The organism is Amycolatopsis mediterranei, from assembly GCF_026017845.1.
Taxonomy (GTDB): domain Bacteria; phylum Actinomycetota; class Actinomycetes; order Mycobacteriales; family Pseudonocardiaceae; genus Amycolatopsis; species Amycolatopsis mediterranei.
The window spans coordinates 6,156,237-6,173,743 of record NZ_CP100416.1 but is presented as its reverse complement, the minus strand read 5'-3'; the positions used below and the strand labels follow the sequence as shown (position 1 = coordinate 6,173,743).

The 17,507-nt window shown below is 71.6% G+C and carries 18 protein-coding genes; 13 read left to right on the top strand and 5 right to left on the bottom strand.

The genetic code is table 11. The features are described from left to right. Window positions 1–130 precede the first annotated feature (130 nt). From ISP_RS27625 to ISP_RS27615, 3 genes are all read right to left on the bottom strand, one after another. Entirely contained in the window at window positions 131–1,291 is a 1,161-nt protein-coding gene (locus ISP_RS27625) for an acyl-CoA dehydrogenase family protein (protein WP_013227132.1), read from the bottom strand. A 16-nt stretch (window positions 1,292–1,307) separates the two neighbouring features. Beyond that, window positions 1,308–2,498 carry an FAD-dependent oxidoreductase gene (locus ISP_RS27620; RefSeq protein WP_013227131.1) on the bottom strand — a complete coding sequence of 397 codons (1,191 nt, stop codon included), beginning with the start codon at window positions 2,496–2,498 and terminating at the stop codon, window positions 1,308–1,310. A gap of 173 nt (window positions 2,499–2,671) precedes the next feature. Next, window positions 2,672–3,235 carry a helix-turn-helix domain-containing protein gene (locus ISP_RS27615; protein WP_034284483.1) on the bottom strand — a complete coding sequence of 188 codons (564 nt, stop codon included), beginning with the start codon at window positions 3,233–3,235 and terminating at the stop codon, window positions 2,672–2,674. A gap of 68 nt (window positions 3,236–3,303) precedes the next feature. Here ISP_RS27615 and ISP_RS27610 point away from each other — a divergent pair, with 68 nt between their 5' ends. The 5 genes from ISP_RS27610 (at window position 3,304) to ISP_RS27590 (ending at window position 6,484) form a co-directional block, all read left to right on the top strand. Further along, window positions 3,304–3,996, top strand: coding sequence for an AzlC family ABC transporter permease (locus tag ISP_RS27610; protein ID WP_034284464.1), 693 nt, complete (start codon window positions 3,304–3,306; stop codon window positions 3,994–3,996). After that, a complete protein-coding gene (locus ISP_RS27605) occupies window positions 3,996–4,316 on the top strand; it encodes an AzlD domain-containing protein (RefSeq protein WP_013227128.1) in 321 nt (106 codons plus the stop codon). The genes ISP_RS27610 and ISP_RS27605 overlap by 1 nt, the downstream gene beginning before the upstream one ends. 112 nt (window positions 4,317–4,428) lie before the next feature. After that, window positions 4,429–5,049 (top strand): pyridoxal 5'-phosphate synthase glutaminase subunit PdxT, encoded by a 621-nt coding sequence (gene pdxT, locus ISP_RS27600; protein ID WP_013227127.1) that lies wholly within the window; start codon window positions 4,429–4,431, stop codon window positions 5,047–5,049. A 41-nt stretch (window positions 5,050–5,090) separates the two neighbouring features. Further along, window positions 5,091–5,846, top strand: coding sequence for a YebC/PmpR family DNA-binding transcriptional regulator (locus ISP_RS27595; RefSeq protein ID WP_013227126.1), 756 nt, complete (start codon window positions 5,091–5,093; stop codon window positions 5,844–5,846). An 86-nt stretch (window positions 5,847–5,932) separates the two neighbouring features. Continuing rightward, complete coding sequence (locus ISP_RS27590; protein ID WP_049878153.1) at window positions 5,933–6,484, top strand: DUF4262 domain-containing protein; 552 nt, start codon at window positions 5,933–5,935, stop codon at window positions 6,482–6,484. Here the strand turns inward: ISP_RS27590 and ISP_RS27585 are convergent. Beyond that, window positions 6,481–6,921, bottom strand: coding sequence for a cupin domain-containing protein (locus ISP_RS27585; RefSeq protein WP_013227124.1), 441 nt, complete (start codon window positions 6,919–6,921; stop codon window positions 6,481–6,483). The two genes, ISP_RS27590 and ISP_RS27585, sit on opposite strands and share 4 nt — an antisense overlap. A 167-nt stretch (window positions 6,922–7,088) precedes the next feature. Between ISP_RS27585 and ruvC the strand changes: the two genes are divergently transcribed. The 8 genes from ruvC (at window position 7,089) to ISP_RS27545 (ending at window position 16,191) form a co-directional block, all read left to right on the top strand. Continuing rightward, window positions 7,089–7,673, top strand: a complete 585-nt coding sequence (ruvC, locus tag ISP_RS27580; RefSeq protein ID WP_034284467.1) for a crossover junction endodeoxyribonuclease RuvC — start codon at window positions 7,089–7,091, stop codon at window positions 7,671–7,673. Next, on the top strand, window positions 7,670–8,266 hold the full coding sequence (gene ruvA / locus ISP_RS27575; RefSeq protein ID WP_013227122.1) for a Holliday junction branch migration protein RuvA: 597 nt from the start codon (window positions 7,670–7,672) through the stop codon (window positions 8,264–8,266). Before ruvC ends, ruvA begins: the two co-directional genes overlap by 4 nt. 8 nt (window positions 8,267–8,274) lie before the next feature. After that, window positions 8,275–9,342 (top strand): Holliday junction branch migration DNA helicase RuvB, encoded by a 1,068-nt coding sequence (gene ruvB, locus ISP_RS27570; protein ID WP_014467235.1) that lies wholly within the window; start codon window positions 8,275–8,277, stop codon window positions 9,340–9,342. A 120-nt stretch (window positions 9,343–9,462) separates the two neighbouring features. Beyond that, the gene (gene yajC, locus ISP_RS27565; protein ID WP_034284470.1) at window positions 9,463–9,870 is read left to right on the top strand and encodes a preprotein translocase subunit YajC; all 408 of its coding nucleotides are present in this window, start codon (window positions 9,463–9,465) and stop codon (window positions 9,868–9,870) included. Between the two features lie 236 nt (window positions 9,871–10,106). Then, a complete protein-coding gene (gene secD / locus ISP_RS27560; RefSeq protein WP_014467234.1) occupies window positions 10,107–11,912 on the top strand; it encodes a protein translocase subunit SecD in 1,806 nt (601 codons plus the stop codon). Between the two features lies 1 nt (window position 11,913). Then, a complete protein-coding gene (gene secF / locus ISP_RS27555) occupies window positions 11,914–13,128 on the top strand; it encodes a protein translocase subunit SecF (RefSeq protein WP_013227118.1) in 1,215 nt (404 codons plus the stop codon). A gap of 1 nt (window position 13,129) precedes the next feature. After that, window positions 13,130–13,648, top strand: coding sequence for an adenine phosphoribosyltransferase (locus ISP_RS27550; protein WP_013227117.1), 519 nt, complete (start codon window positions 13,130–13,132; stop codon window positions 13,646–13,648). A gap of 188 nt (window positions 13,649–13,836) precedes the next feature. Then, window positions 13,837–16,191 carry a RelA/SpoT family protein gene (locus ISP_RS27545; RefSeq protein WP_013227116.1) on the top strand — a complete coding sequence of 785 codons (2,355 nt, stop codon included), beginning with the start codon at window positions 13,837–13,839 and terminating at the stop codon, window positions 16,189–16,191. On the opposite strand, the gene ISP_RS27540 is transcribed toward ISP_RS27545, so the two are convergent. Further along, entirely contained in the window at window positions 16,167–17,456 is a 1,290-nt protein-coding gene (locus tag ISP_RS27540; protein WP_013227115.1) for an amidohydrolase family protein, read from the bottom strand. The two genes, ISP_RS27545 and ISP_RS27540, sit on opposite strands and share 25 nt — an antisense overlap. Between the last annotated feature and the right edge of the window lie 51 nt (window positions 17,457–17,507).

Genomic DNA, 17,507 nt, shown 5'->3' with positions numbered 1-17,507 from the left:
GGGGGGGGGGGGCGGGCGGTGGGGTGGGGGCGTCCCCCCACCACCGCCCCCCCCGGGCGGGGGCGGGGCGGCGCGGGGGGGGGGGGGCGCGGGGGCCCCCCCCCCCCCCCCCCCCCGGCAGCCGTGCTCCTCAAGCGTGGTAGCCGTCCAACCGGGACAGGACGTACAGCATGACCTCGTCGGCGCCGCCGCCGATCGACCACACGGGGCTGTCCCGGAAGTACCGGGCGGTCCACATCTCCTCCATGTACCCGATGGCTCCGTGGAACTGCAGGCACGTCGCGGAGATCTCGCGCGCCAGGCGGCCCGCCTCCAGCTTCCCGACGGTCGCGAACCGGTTCACGTCCTCGCCGCGGATGTAGGCCTCCGCCGCGGCGTAGTTGTAGTGCCGCAGGACGTCCAGCCGCGCACTCAGCTCGGCCAGCGTGAAGGCGAGGTGCTGGTTGTCGATCAGGGGTTTGCCGAAGACCTTGCGGGTCTTCAGGTAGTCCGCGGTCCTGGTGAGGGCCGTCTCCATGCCGCCGACCGCCGCGTAGCCCATGGCGAGGCGCTCGTTCTGGAACTGGCTCATCTGCTGGTAGAAACCGAGATCGATCTCGCCGATCGTGTTGGCGACCGGGACCCGCGCGTCGGTGAAGGTCAGCTCGGCGGTGTCGGAGGAGCGCATGCCGAGCTTGTCGAGCTTGCGGGAGACGTGGAAGCCCGGAGTGTCCGCCGGGACGATGATCTGCGAGAGGCCGACGCCGGCGCCGCCGCCGGCGGGCTTGTCGGACGTGCGGGCCAGCAGGCAGATCCAGTCCGCCTGGGTGCCGTTGGTGATGTAGGCCTTCGAGCCGTTGATCACCCAGTCGTCGCCGTCGCGCACCGCACGGGTCGTCAAGGCAGCCACGTCGGAGCCGGTGTCGGGCTCGGTCACCGCGACCGCGCAGACCGCCTCGCCGCTGATCGCCGGGACCAGGTACCGCTGCTTGAGTTCCTCGCTGCCGTACCGGTGCAGCGACGGGGTCGCCATGTCCGTCTGGATGCCGATGCCCAGGGCCACGCCGGCGGGTCCGACGCGGCCGAGCTCCTCGTGCAGGATCACCGTGCAGAGGTGGTCCGCGCCCTGGCCGCCGTACGCCGGGTCGTACTCCAGGCCGAGCAGGCCGAGCTCGGCCAGTTTCGGGAACAGCTCGTGCGCGGGGAAGCTCCCGTTCGCTTCCCAATCGTCGGCGTACGGCCCGATTTCCTTTTCGGCGAACTCGCGGACCAGCTGGCGGAGCGCGACGTGCTCGGCGGTGAAGGTGACCATTTTCGCTCCGGTGGCTTCAGAGGAGGGCGAGCAGCTTCGGCGTGTAGAGGGCATCCGGGGGCACGATTCCGGCCACCGTGTCGAGGTAGGTCGCGACGAGTTCCGGATCGGACTGCACGGCCCGCAGGAGGGCGAGCCGCTGCTGGTGGGCCGGGGCCAGCCGGGCGACGCCGAGCGCGGCCCGGTAGCCGGGGGTGAGGGTCGCGTCCCGGTCTTCGGCGAACCGGGCGAGGGCGGCGTCGAGCTGCGCGGGATCGCCGCCGAGCGCGCTTCCCACCTCGGTCACCAGGCTTTCCGCCTGCTGGAACGCGTCGCTGATGCCGCGGGCGGTGATGGAGTCCTTGTGGTGCCCGGCGTCGCCGGCGAGCACCCAGCCGGGCCCGGTCGCCTGCCGGAAGAAGTTCTGCTGGTCACCGCAGCCGTGCAGGCGCTCCGCGGGCTCGCGGCCCCGCAGCCGCTCGTACAGCGCGGGCGCGGTGGCGCGGATCTGCTCCTCGTAGGCCCGGCGCGCGTCGGTGCGGACCTCCGCGAACCGGGACTGCGGGAAGTACGCCTGCACGATGGTCGCGTCGTCGTTGGTGCGCACGGCGGCCACCCAGCCGCCGGGCCGCTCGTACAGCTCCACGCCGTCGGCGGGCACGTCGGGCCAGTACGTGTGGTAGGCGCAGGTCATGAGCGGGTCCCGCACGCGGTACGGCGCCGCCACCAGCCGGGCGACGGTGGAGCGCATGCCGTCCGCGCCCACCACCAGCCGCGCGTCTTCGGTGAAGGTCCGGCCCCCGTGCCGGCCCTCGACCCCGACGACCCGGCCCGATCCGTCCCACCGCAGCCCGGTCACCCGGCAGCGGTCGCGGAACTCGGCCCCGGCCTCGACGGCCGCGTCCACCAGCAACGCGTCCAGCACCCGGCGCCGCGGGGCGAACTTCGCCCGCTGTCCCGCCACGCCGCCGGCGCACCCGTCGATGTGGACGTCGGCGATCTCGTAGACGGTGCGTTCCAGCGGCGGGCAGCCCGACGCGCGGACCTGGTCCAGCACTCCCCAGCGGGCGAGGGCCGCGATCCCGGGCTGGTGGACGAGGTGCGTGGAGAGGGTGTCGGAGCCGTACGCCGCCTTGTCGAGCAGGAGCACCCGGTGGCCCGCGCGGGCCAGCAACAGGGCGGTGGGCGCACCGGCGCAGCGCGCCCCGACCACGATGACGTCGTACATGCGGCTGCCTCACAACGAACGTCAGCGAGCCCGTGGCTCGTGAGGGGGACAGGAACGGCGGGCGCGGATGGCCGGTCCGGATCGGCATCGCGACCTGTGCCAACGTAGGGGAGAAGACGTCGGCGAACCCACTTCGACCGTGCTCTTCGGCCATCCCCGAAACCGGTGACGGTTCAGATGTATTCGGAGATTTCGACGCCGTAGGTCCCCGGCTCGAGGGCTTCGAAGATGTGCGGGACGTCGCCGGGGTAGCAGATGTAGTCGCCGGGCAGGAGCTCCTCCGGGGCGTCCGTGACACCGATCCGGGCGCGGCCGGCGCACAGCACGATGTGCTCGACCACCCCGGTCATGTGCGGGTCGGAGCGCCGCGGCGTGCCCGGCTCGCCGCGGACGACGTAGATGTCGCGGCGGGCGCCGGTGGGGCAGGCCGACAGGAGCGTGCACGCGTAGTCGGCGTGTTCGGCGAACACCGTCGGCCCCTTCCCCGCGCGGACCACCCGGACCTTCGGCCGATCCGGTTCGACCAGCCGGGAGAACGGCACGTCGAGAGCGACGCCGAGCGCCCACAAAGTCTCGACGCTCGGGTTGCCGGTGCCCGACTCGAGCTGCGAGAGCGTCGACTTGGCCAGGCCGGCGCGGCGCGCGACCTCGGTCAGCGACAGCCCCGCGCGCGTCCGCTCGCGGCGCAGCGAGGCCGCGATGATCTCCAGCGGCGCCCCGGTGGCTTCCTGAGACATCCTGTTCGCTCCATCGGTCTTTTTGTTCGTCTTGACGAACACGAGGCCTTGCGTTCACTCTAGAACACATGCGTTCGATATGGCGAACACTCGATCGGGACCTCGCCCGTGACATCGGCTTGGTCTGTCTCGCCGATTGTCTCGTGGGGGTTTCCTACGGCGCCATCGCGGTGAGCTCCGGCTTCCCCCTGTGGCTGCCGATGCTGATGTCGCTGCTGGTCTTCGCCGGAGCGTCGCAGTTCATGTTCATCGGCATCGTCGCCGCGGGCGGCAACCCGTTCGCCGCGGTGCTGGCCGGGCTGCTGGCCAACGCGCGGCACCTGCCGTTCGGCTTCGCGATCGGCGACGTCCTGGGGAAGCGGTGGACGGCCCGGCTGGCCGGCAGCCACCTGATGATCGACGAATCGGTCGCGTTCGCGCTGGCCCAGCGCGAGGCGCACCGCCGGCGCGCCGCGTACTGGGCGTGCGGGATCGGCCTGTTCGCCTGCTGGAACATCGGCGTGGTCGGCGGGGCGTACGCCGGCACGGCGATCAGCGACACCGACGTGTTCGGCCTCGACGCGGCCTTCCCGGCGGTGCTGCTGGCGCTGGTGCTGCCGTCGCTGCGCGACAAGGCGGCCCGGCTGCCGGTGCTGATCGGGGTGCTGGTCGCCCTGGCGGCGACGCCGTTCCTGCCGGCCGGGCTGCCGGTGCTGCTCGCGCTGGCGGGGGTGCTGGCCGGAGTGGCCGCGAAGGAGCCCGAGCTGGAGGAGGCGCGCTGATGGACGGCGTGGAACTGCTGATCGCCACGGGGGTGCTGGCGCTCGGGACGTTCGCGTTCCGGTTCGCGGGGCCGGTGCTGCGGAGCCGGGTGAAGCTGACGCCGAAGGCCGAGCGGCTGATGGCGCTGGCGGCGGTCGTGCTGCTGGCGGCGCTGGTGGCGGTCAGCGCGCTGACCGAGGGGCACGGGTTCGCCGGGATCGCCCGGCCGGCGGGAGTGCTGGTGGCCGGGGTGCTGGCGTGGCGGAAGGCACCGTTCGCGCTGGTGGTGGTGGCCGCCGCGGCGACGGCGGCGTTGCTGAGGCTGGCCGGGGTGCCCTGAGCCCCCGCGCCGGGTCGGTGTCGGTGAAGCCGGGCGGGAGGCGGGTCTGACCTGCCGGTAGGCCGCCGAGCCGGTGCGTCTAGGCTGGTGGGAAGGTCTTTCGGGAGGTCGGGTGTCGTCGGAGCCGGTCATCGGTGTGCTCGCCATGCAGGGTGCCGTGCGCGAGCACGTGGCGATGCTGGCCGAAGCGGGCGCGCGGGCCGTGCCGGTGCGGCGGGCCGGTGAGCTGTCCGGAGTGGACGGTTTGGTGCTGCCCGGTGGCGAGTCCACCACCATGTCGCGGCTGCTGGAGAGCTTCGAGCTGCTGGAACCCCTCAAGGCACGGATCGCCGAGGGGCTGCCCGCCTTCGGGTCGTGCGCCGGGATGATCCTGCTGGCGCGGCAGACCCTCGACGGGCGGCCCGACCAGCAGCAGCTCGGCGGCTTGGACGTCGTCGTGCGGCGCAACGCCTTCGGCAGGCAGGTCGACTCGTTCGAGGCCGACCTCGACTTCGCCCAGGTCGACAGCGGGCCGGTGCACGCCGTGTTCATCCGCGCTCCCTGGGTCGAGAAGGCCGGGGACGGCGTCGAGGTGCTGGCCACGGTCAGCGGCGTGCCCGGCGTGGACGAGGAGACCGCTAGGATCGTCGCGGTCCGGCAAGGGGCGGTGCTGGCGACCGCGTTCCACCCGGAACTCACGCCCGACGTGCGGGTGCACCGGCTGTTCGTCGACCTTGTGCGAAAGGCTGCCTGAGACGCGGTGCCCGGCCGGGGTACGGAACAGATGGAGGAGAGATGAGCGGCCACTCCAAGTGGGCCACCACGAAGCACAAGAAGGCCAACCTCGACGCGAAGCGCGGCAAGCTCTTCGCGCGGTTGATCAAGAACATCGAGGTGGCCGCCCGCACGGGCACCGGTGGTGGCGACCCGGATGGCAACCCCACGCTCTACGACGCCATCCAGAAGGCGAAGAAGAACTCGGTCCCGCAGGACAACATCGAGCGTGCCCGCAAGCGCGGCGCCGGCGAAGAGGCCGGTGGCGCCGACTGGCAGGACATCACGTACGAGGGTTACGGCCCCAACGGCGTGGCGGTGCTGATCGAGTGCCTCACCGACAACAAGAACCGCGCCGCGATGGAGGTCCGCACCGCGCTCACGCGCAACAACGGCTCCCTCGCCGACCCGGGGTCGGTCGCCTACATGTTCAACCGCAAGGGCGTGGTGATCATGCCGAAGGGCGACGCCACCGAGGACGACGTCCTCATGGCGGTGCTCGACGCCGGCGCGGAAGAGGTCAACGACCTCGACGAGAGCTTCGAAATCGTCTGCGAGGGCGGCGACCTGGTGCCGGTGCGCAAGGCGCTCCAGGAGGCCGGGTTCGAGTACGAGTCGGCGGAGCTCACCTTCCTCCCGACGGTGAACGTGCCCCTCGACGTGGACGGCGCGAAGAAGGTCTTCAAGCTGATCGACGCCCTCGAAGATTGTGACGACGTCCAAAACGTCTACGCGAACTTCGACGTGTCGGACGAGGTGCTCGCCGAAGTCGGCTGAGTTTTTGCTTGTGCCGCACCGCTTTCGTGCCCGGGCCGGAAACTTTCCGGCCCGGGCACTGGGCTGAAGCAGGCTCGTCAGGCAGAATGTGCGCCGTGACCTCGACGACCCCCGCCGCTGCCGCCGACATCACCGCCGAGCTGTCCGCGGAAGAACTGCGCCTCATCGAATGGATCGAGGGGCAGGCGAAGGAACGCGGCAACGCCGTCATCAACGTCGCCGCCGACGACGAGGGTGCCGGCTACAGCTTCACCGCGTGCGCGTGGGCGCTGCACAACGTGCCGGAGGCCGTCGTGGTCGGGCTGCCCGGCCAGATGGGGCAGGTGCTGCTCGACGCCTACGTCGACCGCGCCGCCAACGGCGAGATCTTCGAGGTCGGCCGGCGCTACGACGACTTCTTCGACGGCGTCCCGGTGGTCCTCGAGCGCGTCAACCGGGGGCACTACCCCGAATACTTCGGCACGGCGTTCCTCATCTACCCGGACGGCGACTTCCCGGCGCTGCAGCTGATCGTCGCGACGCCGGAGGGGAAGTTCCCGTGGCACCCGGACGCGCCCGAGGGGTTCGCGCGGTGGCAGCTGGTGCTGACCGGGAGCGGCGCCCCGGAAAGCTGGACCCCCGGCGTCGACGGCCCCTAGAACTTCCGCAGGTCGGCGGCCGCTTCCGGATACTGCGGCGCCAGGTCGGCCGCGGCCGCGAACTCCACGCAGCCGTCGGTGTAGGGCGGCACCACGACCGTGCCCAGCAGGCTCCACGCGCCGCACGTGACGGTGGCCTGCCACGTCCCGGCGGGCACCACGACCTGCGGGCGTTCCCCGGCGGCGACGTCGGTCCCCAGCACCGGCCGCTCCACCGAACCGTCCGGGTGCAGCAGCAGCATGGCCGCGGGCGCGCCGGCGTGGTGGGCGTAGACCTCGACCCGGTCCAGGCGGTGCGGAGCGGAGGACTCCGGCGCGACGAGCAGGTAGTAGATCGCCGAGCCGGTCTCCGACCGCCAGCTCTGCGCCCACCGCCCGCCTTCGACGGGCAGCGGCTGCAGCCCCAGGTGGGTGACGAAATCCGACGGCTCCGGCATGTCACCCATCCTGCCGCAGACGCGCCCAGTAGCCTGCAGTGAGACTTATTCAGCCGTCGGCCGCCGCATGACTTTTGCGCTGATCAGCGGTGTGCGGGCGGGTCGCGGCGGCCTAACCAGAATAAGCTTCAAGCTCGAACTGGTGTTCGCGGCGGGAAGGAATGCGGGTGCGCGTGCTCGGGGTCGACCCCGGTCTGACCAGGTGCGGCCTGGGGGTGGTCGACGGCGGCAAGGGCCGGGCCGTCCGCTGCGTCGCCGTGGACGTCGTGCGGACGCCGGCGGACGCCGATCTGGCGCACCGCCTGCTCGAAATCTCCGACGAGGTCGAGCGGTGGATGGACAAGTACAAGCCGGCCGCGGTGGCGGTCGAGCGTGTCTTCGCCCAGCACAACGTCCGCACCGCGATGGGGACCGCCCAGGCCGGCGGCGTGGTCGCCCTGGCCGCCGCGCGCCGGGGGCTGCCCGTCGTGTTCCACACCCCGAGCGAGGTCAAGGCCGCCGTCAGCGGGTCCGGGCGGGCCGACAAGGCGCAGGTCACGGCCATGGTGATGCGCCTGCTGAACCTCGAGGTCGCCCCGCACCCCGCCGACGCCGCGGACGCCCTCGCCCTGGCCATCTGCCACCTCTGGCGGGAGCCGATGCGGGCCCGGCTCGCCGAGGCCGAAGCCCGCGCGGCCGAGATGGCCCGCACGCACAAAGCCCGCCTCGCCGCGGCGGCGAAGCAAGCCAAGAACCCAGGAGCAGCACGATGATCTCGTCGGTACGCGGAGAAGTCCTCATCGTCGGCCTCGACCACGTCGTGGTCGAGGTCGGCGGGGTCGGCTTCGCCGTGCAGGCCACCCCGGCGACGCTGGCGACCCTGCGCCGCGGCGAAGAGGCCCGGTTGCACACCGCGCTGGTCGTCCGCGAGGACTCGCTGACGTTGTTCGGCTTCGCCGACGCCGACGCGCGCGAGCTGTTCGGGCTGCTGCAGACGGTGTCCGGGATCGGGCCGCGGCTCGCGCTGGCCACCCTTGCCGTGCTCGACCCCGGCAAGCTGCGGGCCGCGCTGGTCGAAGGCAACATCACCGTGCTGACCTCGGTGCCGGGCATCGGCCGCAAGGGCGCCGAACGGCTCACCCTCGAACTGCGCGACAAGGTCACCGCGCTCGCCGGCACCGGCGACGTGCCGGCCGTCACCGCCCCCGGCGCCCTGCGTGCCGAGGTCGTCGAGGCGCTGGCCGGGCTCGGGTTCCCGGCCAAGCAGGCCGAGCAGGCCGTGGACAAGGTCCTGGCCGACGGCGACGGCCACACCACGGCCGGCGTGCTGCGCGCCGCGCTGGCCACCCTCGGCCGCAAGCGGTAGGGGCGGGCATGGAGTATGAAGCCGTGGAGGAAGAAGAAGCCCTCTCGGCGTGGGTCCAGACCGGCGAAGAGAACGTCGAGGGCACGCTGCGCCCGCGCAAGCTCGACGAGTTCGTCGGCCAGCCGCGTGTGCGCGAGCAGCTGGAGCTGGTGCTGGAGAGCGCGCGCCGCCGCGGCGTGCCGCCCGACCACGTCCTGCTGTCCGGCCCGCCCGGGCTGGGCAAGACGTCGATGGCGATGATCGTCGCGGCCGAGCTGGGTGCGGCCATCCGGATCACCTCCGGCCCGGCCCTCGAGCGGGCCGGCGACCTCGCCGCGATGCTGTCCAACCTCGCGCCCGGCGACGTCCTGTTCATCGACGAGATCCACCGGATCGCCCGCCCCGCCGAGGAGATGCTCTATCTCGCGATGGAGGACTTCCGGGTCGACGTCGTCGTCGGCAAGGGCCCGGGCGCCACCAGCATCCCGCTGGAGATCGCCCCGTTCACGCTGGTCGGCGCGACCACCCGGTCCGGCTCGCTGACCGGCCCGCTGCGGGACCGGTTCGGCTTCACCGGCCAGATGGAGTTCTACACCGACGCCGAGCTGGAACTGGTCGTCCGCCGGGCCGCGACCATCCTCGACATCCCGATCGACCGCGACGGCTGCGCCGAGATCGCCGGCCGCTCGCGGGGCACGCCCCGGATCGCGAACCGGCTGCTGCGGCGCGTCCGCGACTACGCCGAGGTCCGCGCCGACGGCAAGGTGACCCGCGACGTCGCCCGCGCCGCACTGGCCGTCTACGACGTCGACGAGCTGGGTCTCGACCGGCTCGACCGGGCCGTGCTCACCGCGCTGACCAGGTCCTTCGGCGGCGGCCCGGTGGGCATCTCGACGCTGGCGGTGGCCGTGGGGGAGGAGGCGACCACCGTGGAAGAGGTCTGCGAGCCCTACCTCGTGCGCGCCGGTATGCTCGCCCGCACCCCGCGCGGCCGGGTCGCGACCGCGACCGCGTGGGAACACCTCGGCCTGGTGCCGCCCGCGGACCTCCCGGGGCGCCCGGACCAGGGCGGGCCGTCGCTGTTCGAGCAGGACTGAGCGGACCGTACCGGCGGGTGGGTGCTGGCGTCCGCGCTGGTACCTGGCACACTCGACAGGAGCACATACCCAAAAACCGGACATTTCGGCTGGGCCCGGGTGTCCGTCGAACGGAGAATCATGCAAAGTCTATTGCTGCCCCTGCTCCTCGTGCTCGTCCTCGCCGTGCCGCTGGTGATGAGCACGCGCAAGCAGAAGAAGCAGCAGGCCGCGCAGCAGGAACTGCAGAGCAGCCTGGCGCCCGGTGACCGCGTGATGACCACGTCCGGTCTGTACGGCACGGTCGCCGACGCTTCGGGCGACAACACGATCGACATCGAGATCGCGCCGGGCGTCGTCACCACCTGGCTGCGGCTGGCGGTCCGCGAGAAGGTCGAGCCGGTCGTCGAGACCGAGGAAGACGCCGCCGACGAGGTGGAGATCCCCGCCGAGGAGCCGGCGGTCATCGAGTCGTCCTCCGCCGTCAAGACCGACGAGCCGCAGACCACCGCGCAGGTGGCCCCGCCGCTGGAGCACGGCAAGAAGTAGCCGTCCGCGGCACTCCCGGGCGAGGGCGGGAATCCCGACGAAAGTCGGTACGGCCTCGCACGTCGGCCTCACGCAGCACCGAGTAGTGTCTCGGTGCTGCGTGCGTGTCCGCCGTCATACCCGTGCCCGGGAGTGAATCGCACACGGTCGGTGAAATGCACACAGTCCCTCCCGGTAACCTTCCGGGCGGGCACCGCAACGTTGGGGTCCACCCCGTCCGAGGAGACCGAAGCACCGTGGCAGCTTCAGCCGGGCATCTCCGCCCGGGACGCTATCTCACCCTGTTCGCCTTGATCGTGATCGTCTTGTACGCGCTGGTGTTCCTCACCGGCAACCACAAGCCGACCCCGAAACTGGGCATCGACCTGCAGGGTGGCACCCGGGTCACGCTCACCGCCCGCACTCCCGACGGCGGCCAGCCGACCCGCGAGTCCCTGAACCAGGCGCGCCAGATCATCGAACGGCGCGTCAACGGGATCGGCGTCGGTGGCACCGAGGTCCTCCTCGACGGCAACAACGTCGTCATCACGGTTCCGGGCGAGCAGGGCGACCAGGCGAAGAGCCTGGGCAAGACCGCGAAGCTCGGCTTCCGGAAGGTCGTCTCGAGCGCCACCCAGCCGGTGGTGCCGCCGCAGACCGCGCCGCCGGCCACGACCCCGCCCACGTCGGGCGCCCCGAAGAGCTCGACGCCGCCGTCTTCGGGCGCGCCGGCGGCGACCTCGGGTACGCCGACCACCAAGCCCGGTGGCGGTGGCGCACCGGGTGCGGCGCTCGCGCAGCAGCAGAGCACCACGCCGGCCGCGCCGAGCAGCAGCAGCACCCCGCCGCCGCCCGCGTCCACCCCGGCACCGGCGACTCCAGCGCCATCGGACGGCTCGGTCGACGCGCAGACCGCGCAGGAGATCCAGGTCGCGAAGGCCCTTCGGCAGAACCCGCAGCTGGTCGGCGCCGACGGCCAGCCGAACCAGGAGCTCGTCTCGAAGGCGATGGCGGCGCTCACGTGCGCGCCGAACGCCAAGGACCCGCTCGAGGGCAACGACGACCCCCGGCTGCCGCTGGTCGCCTGCGGTGACCACGACACGTACAAGTACCTGATGGAGCCGGAGTTCCTGCCGGGCACCGAGATCGCCGACGCGAACTCGAGCTACAACTCGCAGAACGGCCAGTGGGTGGTGAACCTCAGCTTCAAGAGCGCGGGCACCAAGATCTGGGCGGACTTCACCTCCAAGAACGTCGGTCAGCAGGCCGCGTTCGTGCTCGACACGCAGGTCGTGTCCGCACCGAACATCCAGGTCGCGATCGTCGACGGCAACACCCAGATCACCGGCAAGTTCACCCAGGCCGAGGCGAAGGACCTGTCGGACATCCTCAAGTACGGCTCGCTGCCGCTGTCGTTCGCCTCTTCGGACGCGACGACGGTGTCGGCCACCCTCGGCCTGGCTTCGCTGCAGGCCGGCCTGATCGCCGGCGGCATCGGCCTGCTGGTGGTCTTCATCTACTGCCTGTTCTACTACCGGCTGCTCGGCGTGCTCACCATCCTGTCGCTGGCCCTGTCCGGCGCGCTGGTGTTCGCGGTGCTGGTGCTGCTCGGCCGCTGGATCGGCTACACGCTGGACCTCGCGGGCATCGCCGGCCTGATCATCGCCATCGGGATCACGGCGGACTCGTTCGTCATCTACTTCGAACGGCTCAAGGACGAAATCCGGGAGGGCCGGACGTTCCGGTCCGCGGTGCCGCGCGGCTGGGTCCGCGCCCGGCGCACCATCCTGGCTTCGGACGGCGTGAGCTTCCTGGCCGCGGCCATCCTGTACGTCATCGCGGTCGGCGACGTCCAGGGCTTCGCGTTCACCCTCGGCATGTCCACGGTGCTCGACCTGGTCGTCGTGTACCTGGTGACGCACCCGCTGGTGGCCATGGTGTCCACGTCGAAGTCGCCGTTCCTGTCCAATCCGAGGAACCTGGGCCTCGGCGCCGTGCAGCAACTGGGTTCGCAGCGGAAGAAGTCGACCTCGGTCGGCCGTGCGAACGTGAAGGAGGCCTGACGTGGGGGTCGAAGAACTGGGCACGGACGCCGAAGGCAACGCCAAGGTGACGGCGAAGCCCGGCAAGAGGGAAAGCGTGTTCCACCGGCTGTACGTGGGCACGGGCGCGTTCGACGTCGTCGGCAAGCGCAAGCGCTGGTACATCTTCTTCGCGGCCCTGGTGCTGGTCTGCCTCGCCTCGATGATCTTCCGCGGCTTCAACATCGGCATCGAGTTCGAGGGCGGCACGCAGATCCAGATGCCGGCCAACGGCATCCACGGCGTGATCACCGAGGACCAGGCCAAGGAGTCGTTCCAGAAGGCGCTCGGCCACCCGGCCGCGGAGACGCAGAAGGTCGGCACGGGCGCCGCGTCGACCATCCAGATCCGCACCGACACGCTGAACGCGGCCGACGTCGCCAAGCTCAAGCAGGGCCTGTTCCAGGACCTGGGCCCGAAGGGCACCAGCGGCCAGCCCAGCGTCCAGGCGATCAGCGACAGCGCGGTGAGCGCGTCGTGGGGCGGGGAGATCTCCCAGAAGGCGCTGATCGCGCTCGCGGTGTTCCTCGTCGCGGTGGTCATCTTCCTGGCGATCTACTTCGACCTGCGGATGGCCACGGCCGCGCTGGTCTCGCTGCTGCACGACATCCTGGTCACCGCGGGTGTCTACTCGCTGGTCGGCTTCGAGGTCACCCCGGCGACCGTGATCGGCCTGCTGACCATCCTCGGGTTCTCGCTGTACGACACCGTGGTGGTGTTCGACAAGGTCCGCGAGAACACGCGCGGCCTGCTCGGGCTGACCCGCCGCACGTACGCCGAGGCCGCGAACCTCGCGCTGAACCAGACCCTGATGCGGTCGTTCAACACGGCGTTCATCGCGCTGCTGCCGATCCTCGGCCTGCTGATCGTCGGGTACGTGCTGCTCGGCTCGGGCACGCTGCAGGACCTGGCGCTGGTGCAGCTCACCGGTACCCTCGTCGGCGTCCTGTCGTCGGTCGCGCTGGCGACGCCGCTGCTGGTCGACTTCAAGATGCGCGACCCGAAGTACCAGCAGCAGGCCGAGCGGGTCCGGCAGCGCCGGGTCAGCCAGGAGCGCAAGGCCGCGGGCGAGGATTTCGACGCCTCGGACGACGACGCGTTGGCCAAGGAACTGCGCAAGGAGAAGGCGTACGCGGCCGCGGCCAGCGTCCCCGCCCGGATCCAGAAGCAGCGCCCGGCGGGGAAGCGGAAGCGCTGACGTGCAGCTCGACGATGCCCTCGGCCTGATCGCCGAGGTGCCGGACTTCCCCGAGCCCGGCGTGCTGTTCCGCGACCTGAGCCCGCTCTTCGCGGACGCGGGTGCGTTCAAAGCGGTGACCGACGCGCTGGCGGGCACCCTCGATCCATCGGTCGAGGTGCTCGCCGGCGTGGAGGCCCGCGGCTTCCTGCTCGCCGCGGCCGTCGGGTACGCCCGCGGCCTCGGCGTGGTGCTGATCCGCAAGCCCGGCAAGCTGCCGAAGGTGGCGGGCCGCGTCGACTACGCCCTGGAGTACGGCACGGCGACGGTGGAGCTCCCGGCCGGCGTGGTCGAGCCGGGCCAGCGGATCGCGGTCCTCGACGACGTCCTCGCCACCGGCGGCACGGTCGCGGCCACGGGCAAGCTCCTGGAGGACGCGGGCGCGGTCGTCGACAGCGTCTCGGTCGTCCTGGAACTGGCCGCCCTGGGCGGCCGCCAGGTCCTCGGCGACCGGACGGTCCACGCCCTGCAGGTCTGCTGACGGGTCTGCCGCGGCTGCCGGCACCACCGTCCGTCGTCACAATCCGGCTTCGGGGTGGTGGGCCTGCTCGCGAGGTGAACCGCTGGTGACGGGCTCCCCATCCCCCTGAACGGGCGCACCCGACGGGGCGGTGAGGCGCAACGGCTACCCTGGTGGTCCGAAGGCCGCACGAGCAGCAGGAGGTGCGGGTGAGCCAGGAGCTCGACGCCGCGGTGCCCGCGAAGCAGGGCGCCCCGCAGAACGGGCAGGCGGCGGCAACGCCCGCGCCGCCGAAGCCGAACGGTGCGGCGCCGAACCCGTCCGCGACCCGGCGGGTCCGGGCGCGGCTCGCCCGGCGGATCACCGCGCAGCGCGCCGCCCCGGTCAAGCAGGTCCTCGAACCCCTGGCCGTCATCCACCGCGAGCTGCACCCCAACGGCGACCTCGGACTGCTCCAGCGCGCCTACGACGTCGCCGAGGAACTGCACCGCAACCAGCGGCGCAAGTCCGGCGACCCGTACATCACCCACCCCCTGGCCGTCGCCACCATCCTCGCCGAGCTGGGCATGGACACGACCACGCTCGTCGCGGCCCTGCTGCACGACACGGTCGAGGACACCGGTTATGCCGTCGAGAGCCTGAAGGCCGACTTCGGCGACAAGGTCGCCGAGCTGGTCGACGGCGTCACGAAGCTGGACAAGGTGCAGCTCGGCTCGTCCGCCGAAGCCGAGACCATCCGCAAGATGGTCATCGCGATGGCCAAGGACCCCCGGGTGCTGGTCATCAAGCTCGCCGACCGGCTGCACAACATGCGCACCATGCGCTTCCTGCCGCCCGAGAAGCAGGCCCGCAAGGCCCGCGAGACCCTCGAGGTGCTCGCGCCGCTGGCCCACCGGCTGGGCATGGCCACGGTCAAGTGGGAGCTGGAGGACCTCGCGTTCGCGATCCTGCAGCCCAAGAAGTACGACGAGATCGTCCGCCTGGTCGCCGACCGCGCGCCCTCGCGCGACATCTACCTGCGGTCGGTCATCACGGACCTGACCAGCAACCTCGTCTCGTCGCGGATCACCGCGAAGGTCGAGGGCCGGCCGAAGCACTACTACTCGATCCACCAGAAGATGATCGTCCGCGGCCGCGACCTGGACGACATCCACGACCTGGTCGGCGTGCGGATCCTGGTCGAGGACGTCCGGGACTGCTACGCGGCGATGGGTGTCGTGCACGCGCTGTGGCAGCCGGTGCCCGGCCGGTTCAAGGACTACATCGCGCAGCCGCGCTTCGGTGTCTACCAGTCGCTGCACACGACGGTGATCGGCCCGGACGGCAAGCCCCTCGAGGTGCAGATCCGCACCTACGAGATGCACCGCACCGCCGAGTACGGCATCGCCGCGCACTGGCGGTACAAGGAGACCAAGGGCACCCACACCGGCAACGCGGTGGACGTCGACGAGATGGCGTGGATGCGCCAGCTCCTCGACTGGCAGCGGGAGGCGGCGGACCCGGGCGACTTCCTCGAGTCGCTGCGCTACGAGCTGGCCTCGCGCGAGATCTTCGTGTTCACGCCGAAGGGCGACGTGATCACGCTGCCGGTCGAGTCCACGCCGGTCGACTTCGCCTACGCCGTGCACACCGAGGTCGGCCACCGCTGCATCGGCGCCCGCGTCAACGGGCGCCTGGTCGCGCTCGAACGCAAGCTGGAAAACGGCGAAGTCGTCGAGATCTTCACGTCGAAGGCGGAGAACGCCGGGCCGTCGCGGGACTGGCTGCAGTTCGCCGGCTCGCCGAAGGCGCGCGCCAAGATCCGGCAGTGGTTCGCCAAGGAACGCCGCGACGAGGCGATCGAAGGCGGCAAGGAAGCCATCACCAAGGAGATCCGCAAGGTCGGCCTGCCGATCCAGCGGCTGGTCTCCGCGGAGTCCATGGGCGCGGTGGCCACCGAGCTGCGCCACGCCGACATCTCGTCGCTGTACGCGGCGGTCGGCGAGGGCCACACGAGCGCGAAGCACGTCGTCCAGCGGCTGGTGGCCCTCATCGGCGGTGTGGACGCGGCCGAGGAGGAGCTCGCCGAGCGCGCGACGCCGTCCACGGTGACCCGGCGCCGCGGCTCCAACGACGTCGGCGTGGTGGTCAAGGGCGCCAGCGACGTCTGGGCGAAGCTCGCCCGCTGCTGCACCCCGGTGCCGGGCGACGAGATCCTCGGCTTCGTGACCCGCGGCGGCGGCGTCTCGGTGCACCGCACCGACTGCACGAACGCCGGCGACCTGCAGTCGCAGCCCGAGCGGCTGGTCGAGGTCGAGTGGGCGCCCTCGGCGTCTTCGGTGTTCCTGGTGGCCATCCAGGTCGAGGCGCTCGACCGGCACCGCCTGCTCTCGGACGTCACCAAGGTGCTGGCCGACGAGAAGGTCAACATCCTGTCCGCGTCGGTGACCACGTCCCGCGACCGGGTCGCGGTCAGCCGCTTCTCGTTCGAGATGGGCGACCCGAAGCACCTCGGCCACGTCCTCAAGGTGGTCCGCGGCGTGGAAGGCGTCTACGACGTCTACCGCGTGACGTCGGCTTCCTGAGGCTGCCACGACCCGTCGACCGGGATGCCCGCGGCCGCGGCGATCCGGTCGCGCGACTCGAGCAGCCGCGCGCGCAGGGCCGGGAGGTCCGGGCCGAGCAGCTTGCCGTGGCGCTTGACCGCCTCCCCGGCGACGAAGACGCTGTCGACCAGGCCGGGGTGACCGGCGCTGACGATCGTGCCGATGGCGTCGCCCACCGGGAAGACCGCCGGGTCCTCGGCGTCGAGCAGGACCAGGTCGGCGTCCTTGCCGACGGTGATGCTGCCGGTCCGGGCGCCGAGCCCGCAGGTCGCGGCACCGTCCACGGTGGCGAACGCGAGGACGTCCCGGGTCGTGAGGGCGCCGCGCTCGGCGGCCAGCGCGGTGCGCATGGCGGAGAACAGGTCGCCGCCGGCGGACGGGCAGTCGTCGGCCGACAGCGACGGGCGGATCCCGGCCGCCAGCGCGCGGCCGGCGATGAGCGGTTCGAAGCCCATCTTCAGCTCGACGTCCGGGCTGACCGACACCGAGCCGCCCGCGTCGGCCAGCATGGCGAGCTGGTCGTCGGAGAGGCCGTTGCCGTGGACGACGGTCGTGCGGTCGTCGAGCAGGCCGCGCTCGTGCATTTCCGCGATCGGCCGGTCACCGTGCGGCCAGCCGCCGGTGCCGTGGACGTGCATGCTCACCCGCAGGCCGAGTTCCCGCGCCAGCGCGACATCCGCGGCGGTCTCGTCCATTGTGGACATCACCGGGCCGCGCAGGCCGAGTGCCATGTCTTCGCCCGGGAGCAGGGCCCGCACCCGCCGGATCTCCGGCGCGATGTCCGGACCCGCGGCGCCGTAGCAGAAGATCGAGCGGCCCGGCGCGTCACGCAGCGCCTGGATCGCGGCGTCGGCGTTTTCGGGCCGGTCGGCACGGTGGAACCAGTCGAGCAGGGTGGTGACACCCGAGTTCAGCGCCTCGATCCGGCCGAGCAGGTTGCCCAGGTACACGTCTTCCGGGCGGTAGTGCGGCCCGAGCGTGCCGTGCACGGCGACGCGGTACTGGCCGAACGTCCAGTCGGCACCGAGGCCGCGGAACGCGGTCTGCCAGGTGTGCCGGTGGGTGTCGACGAAGCCCGGAATGACGAGCTTGCCCCGCGCGTCGACGACTTCGGCCCCGGCCGCGTCCAGGTCCGGGCCGATCGCGGCGATCCGGCCGTCCTCGATCAGCACGTCCCCGCGGGCGAGCGTCCCGACCGCCGGATCCATGCTGACCACCACACCACCGCGTACGAGCTTGTCCATGGAATGTCCTTCCCCAAGAGTTGATACGTCAACTCTAGCCTAGACTGGGGT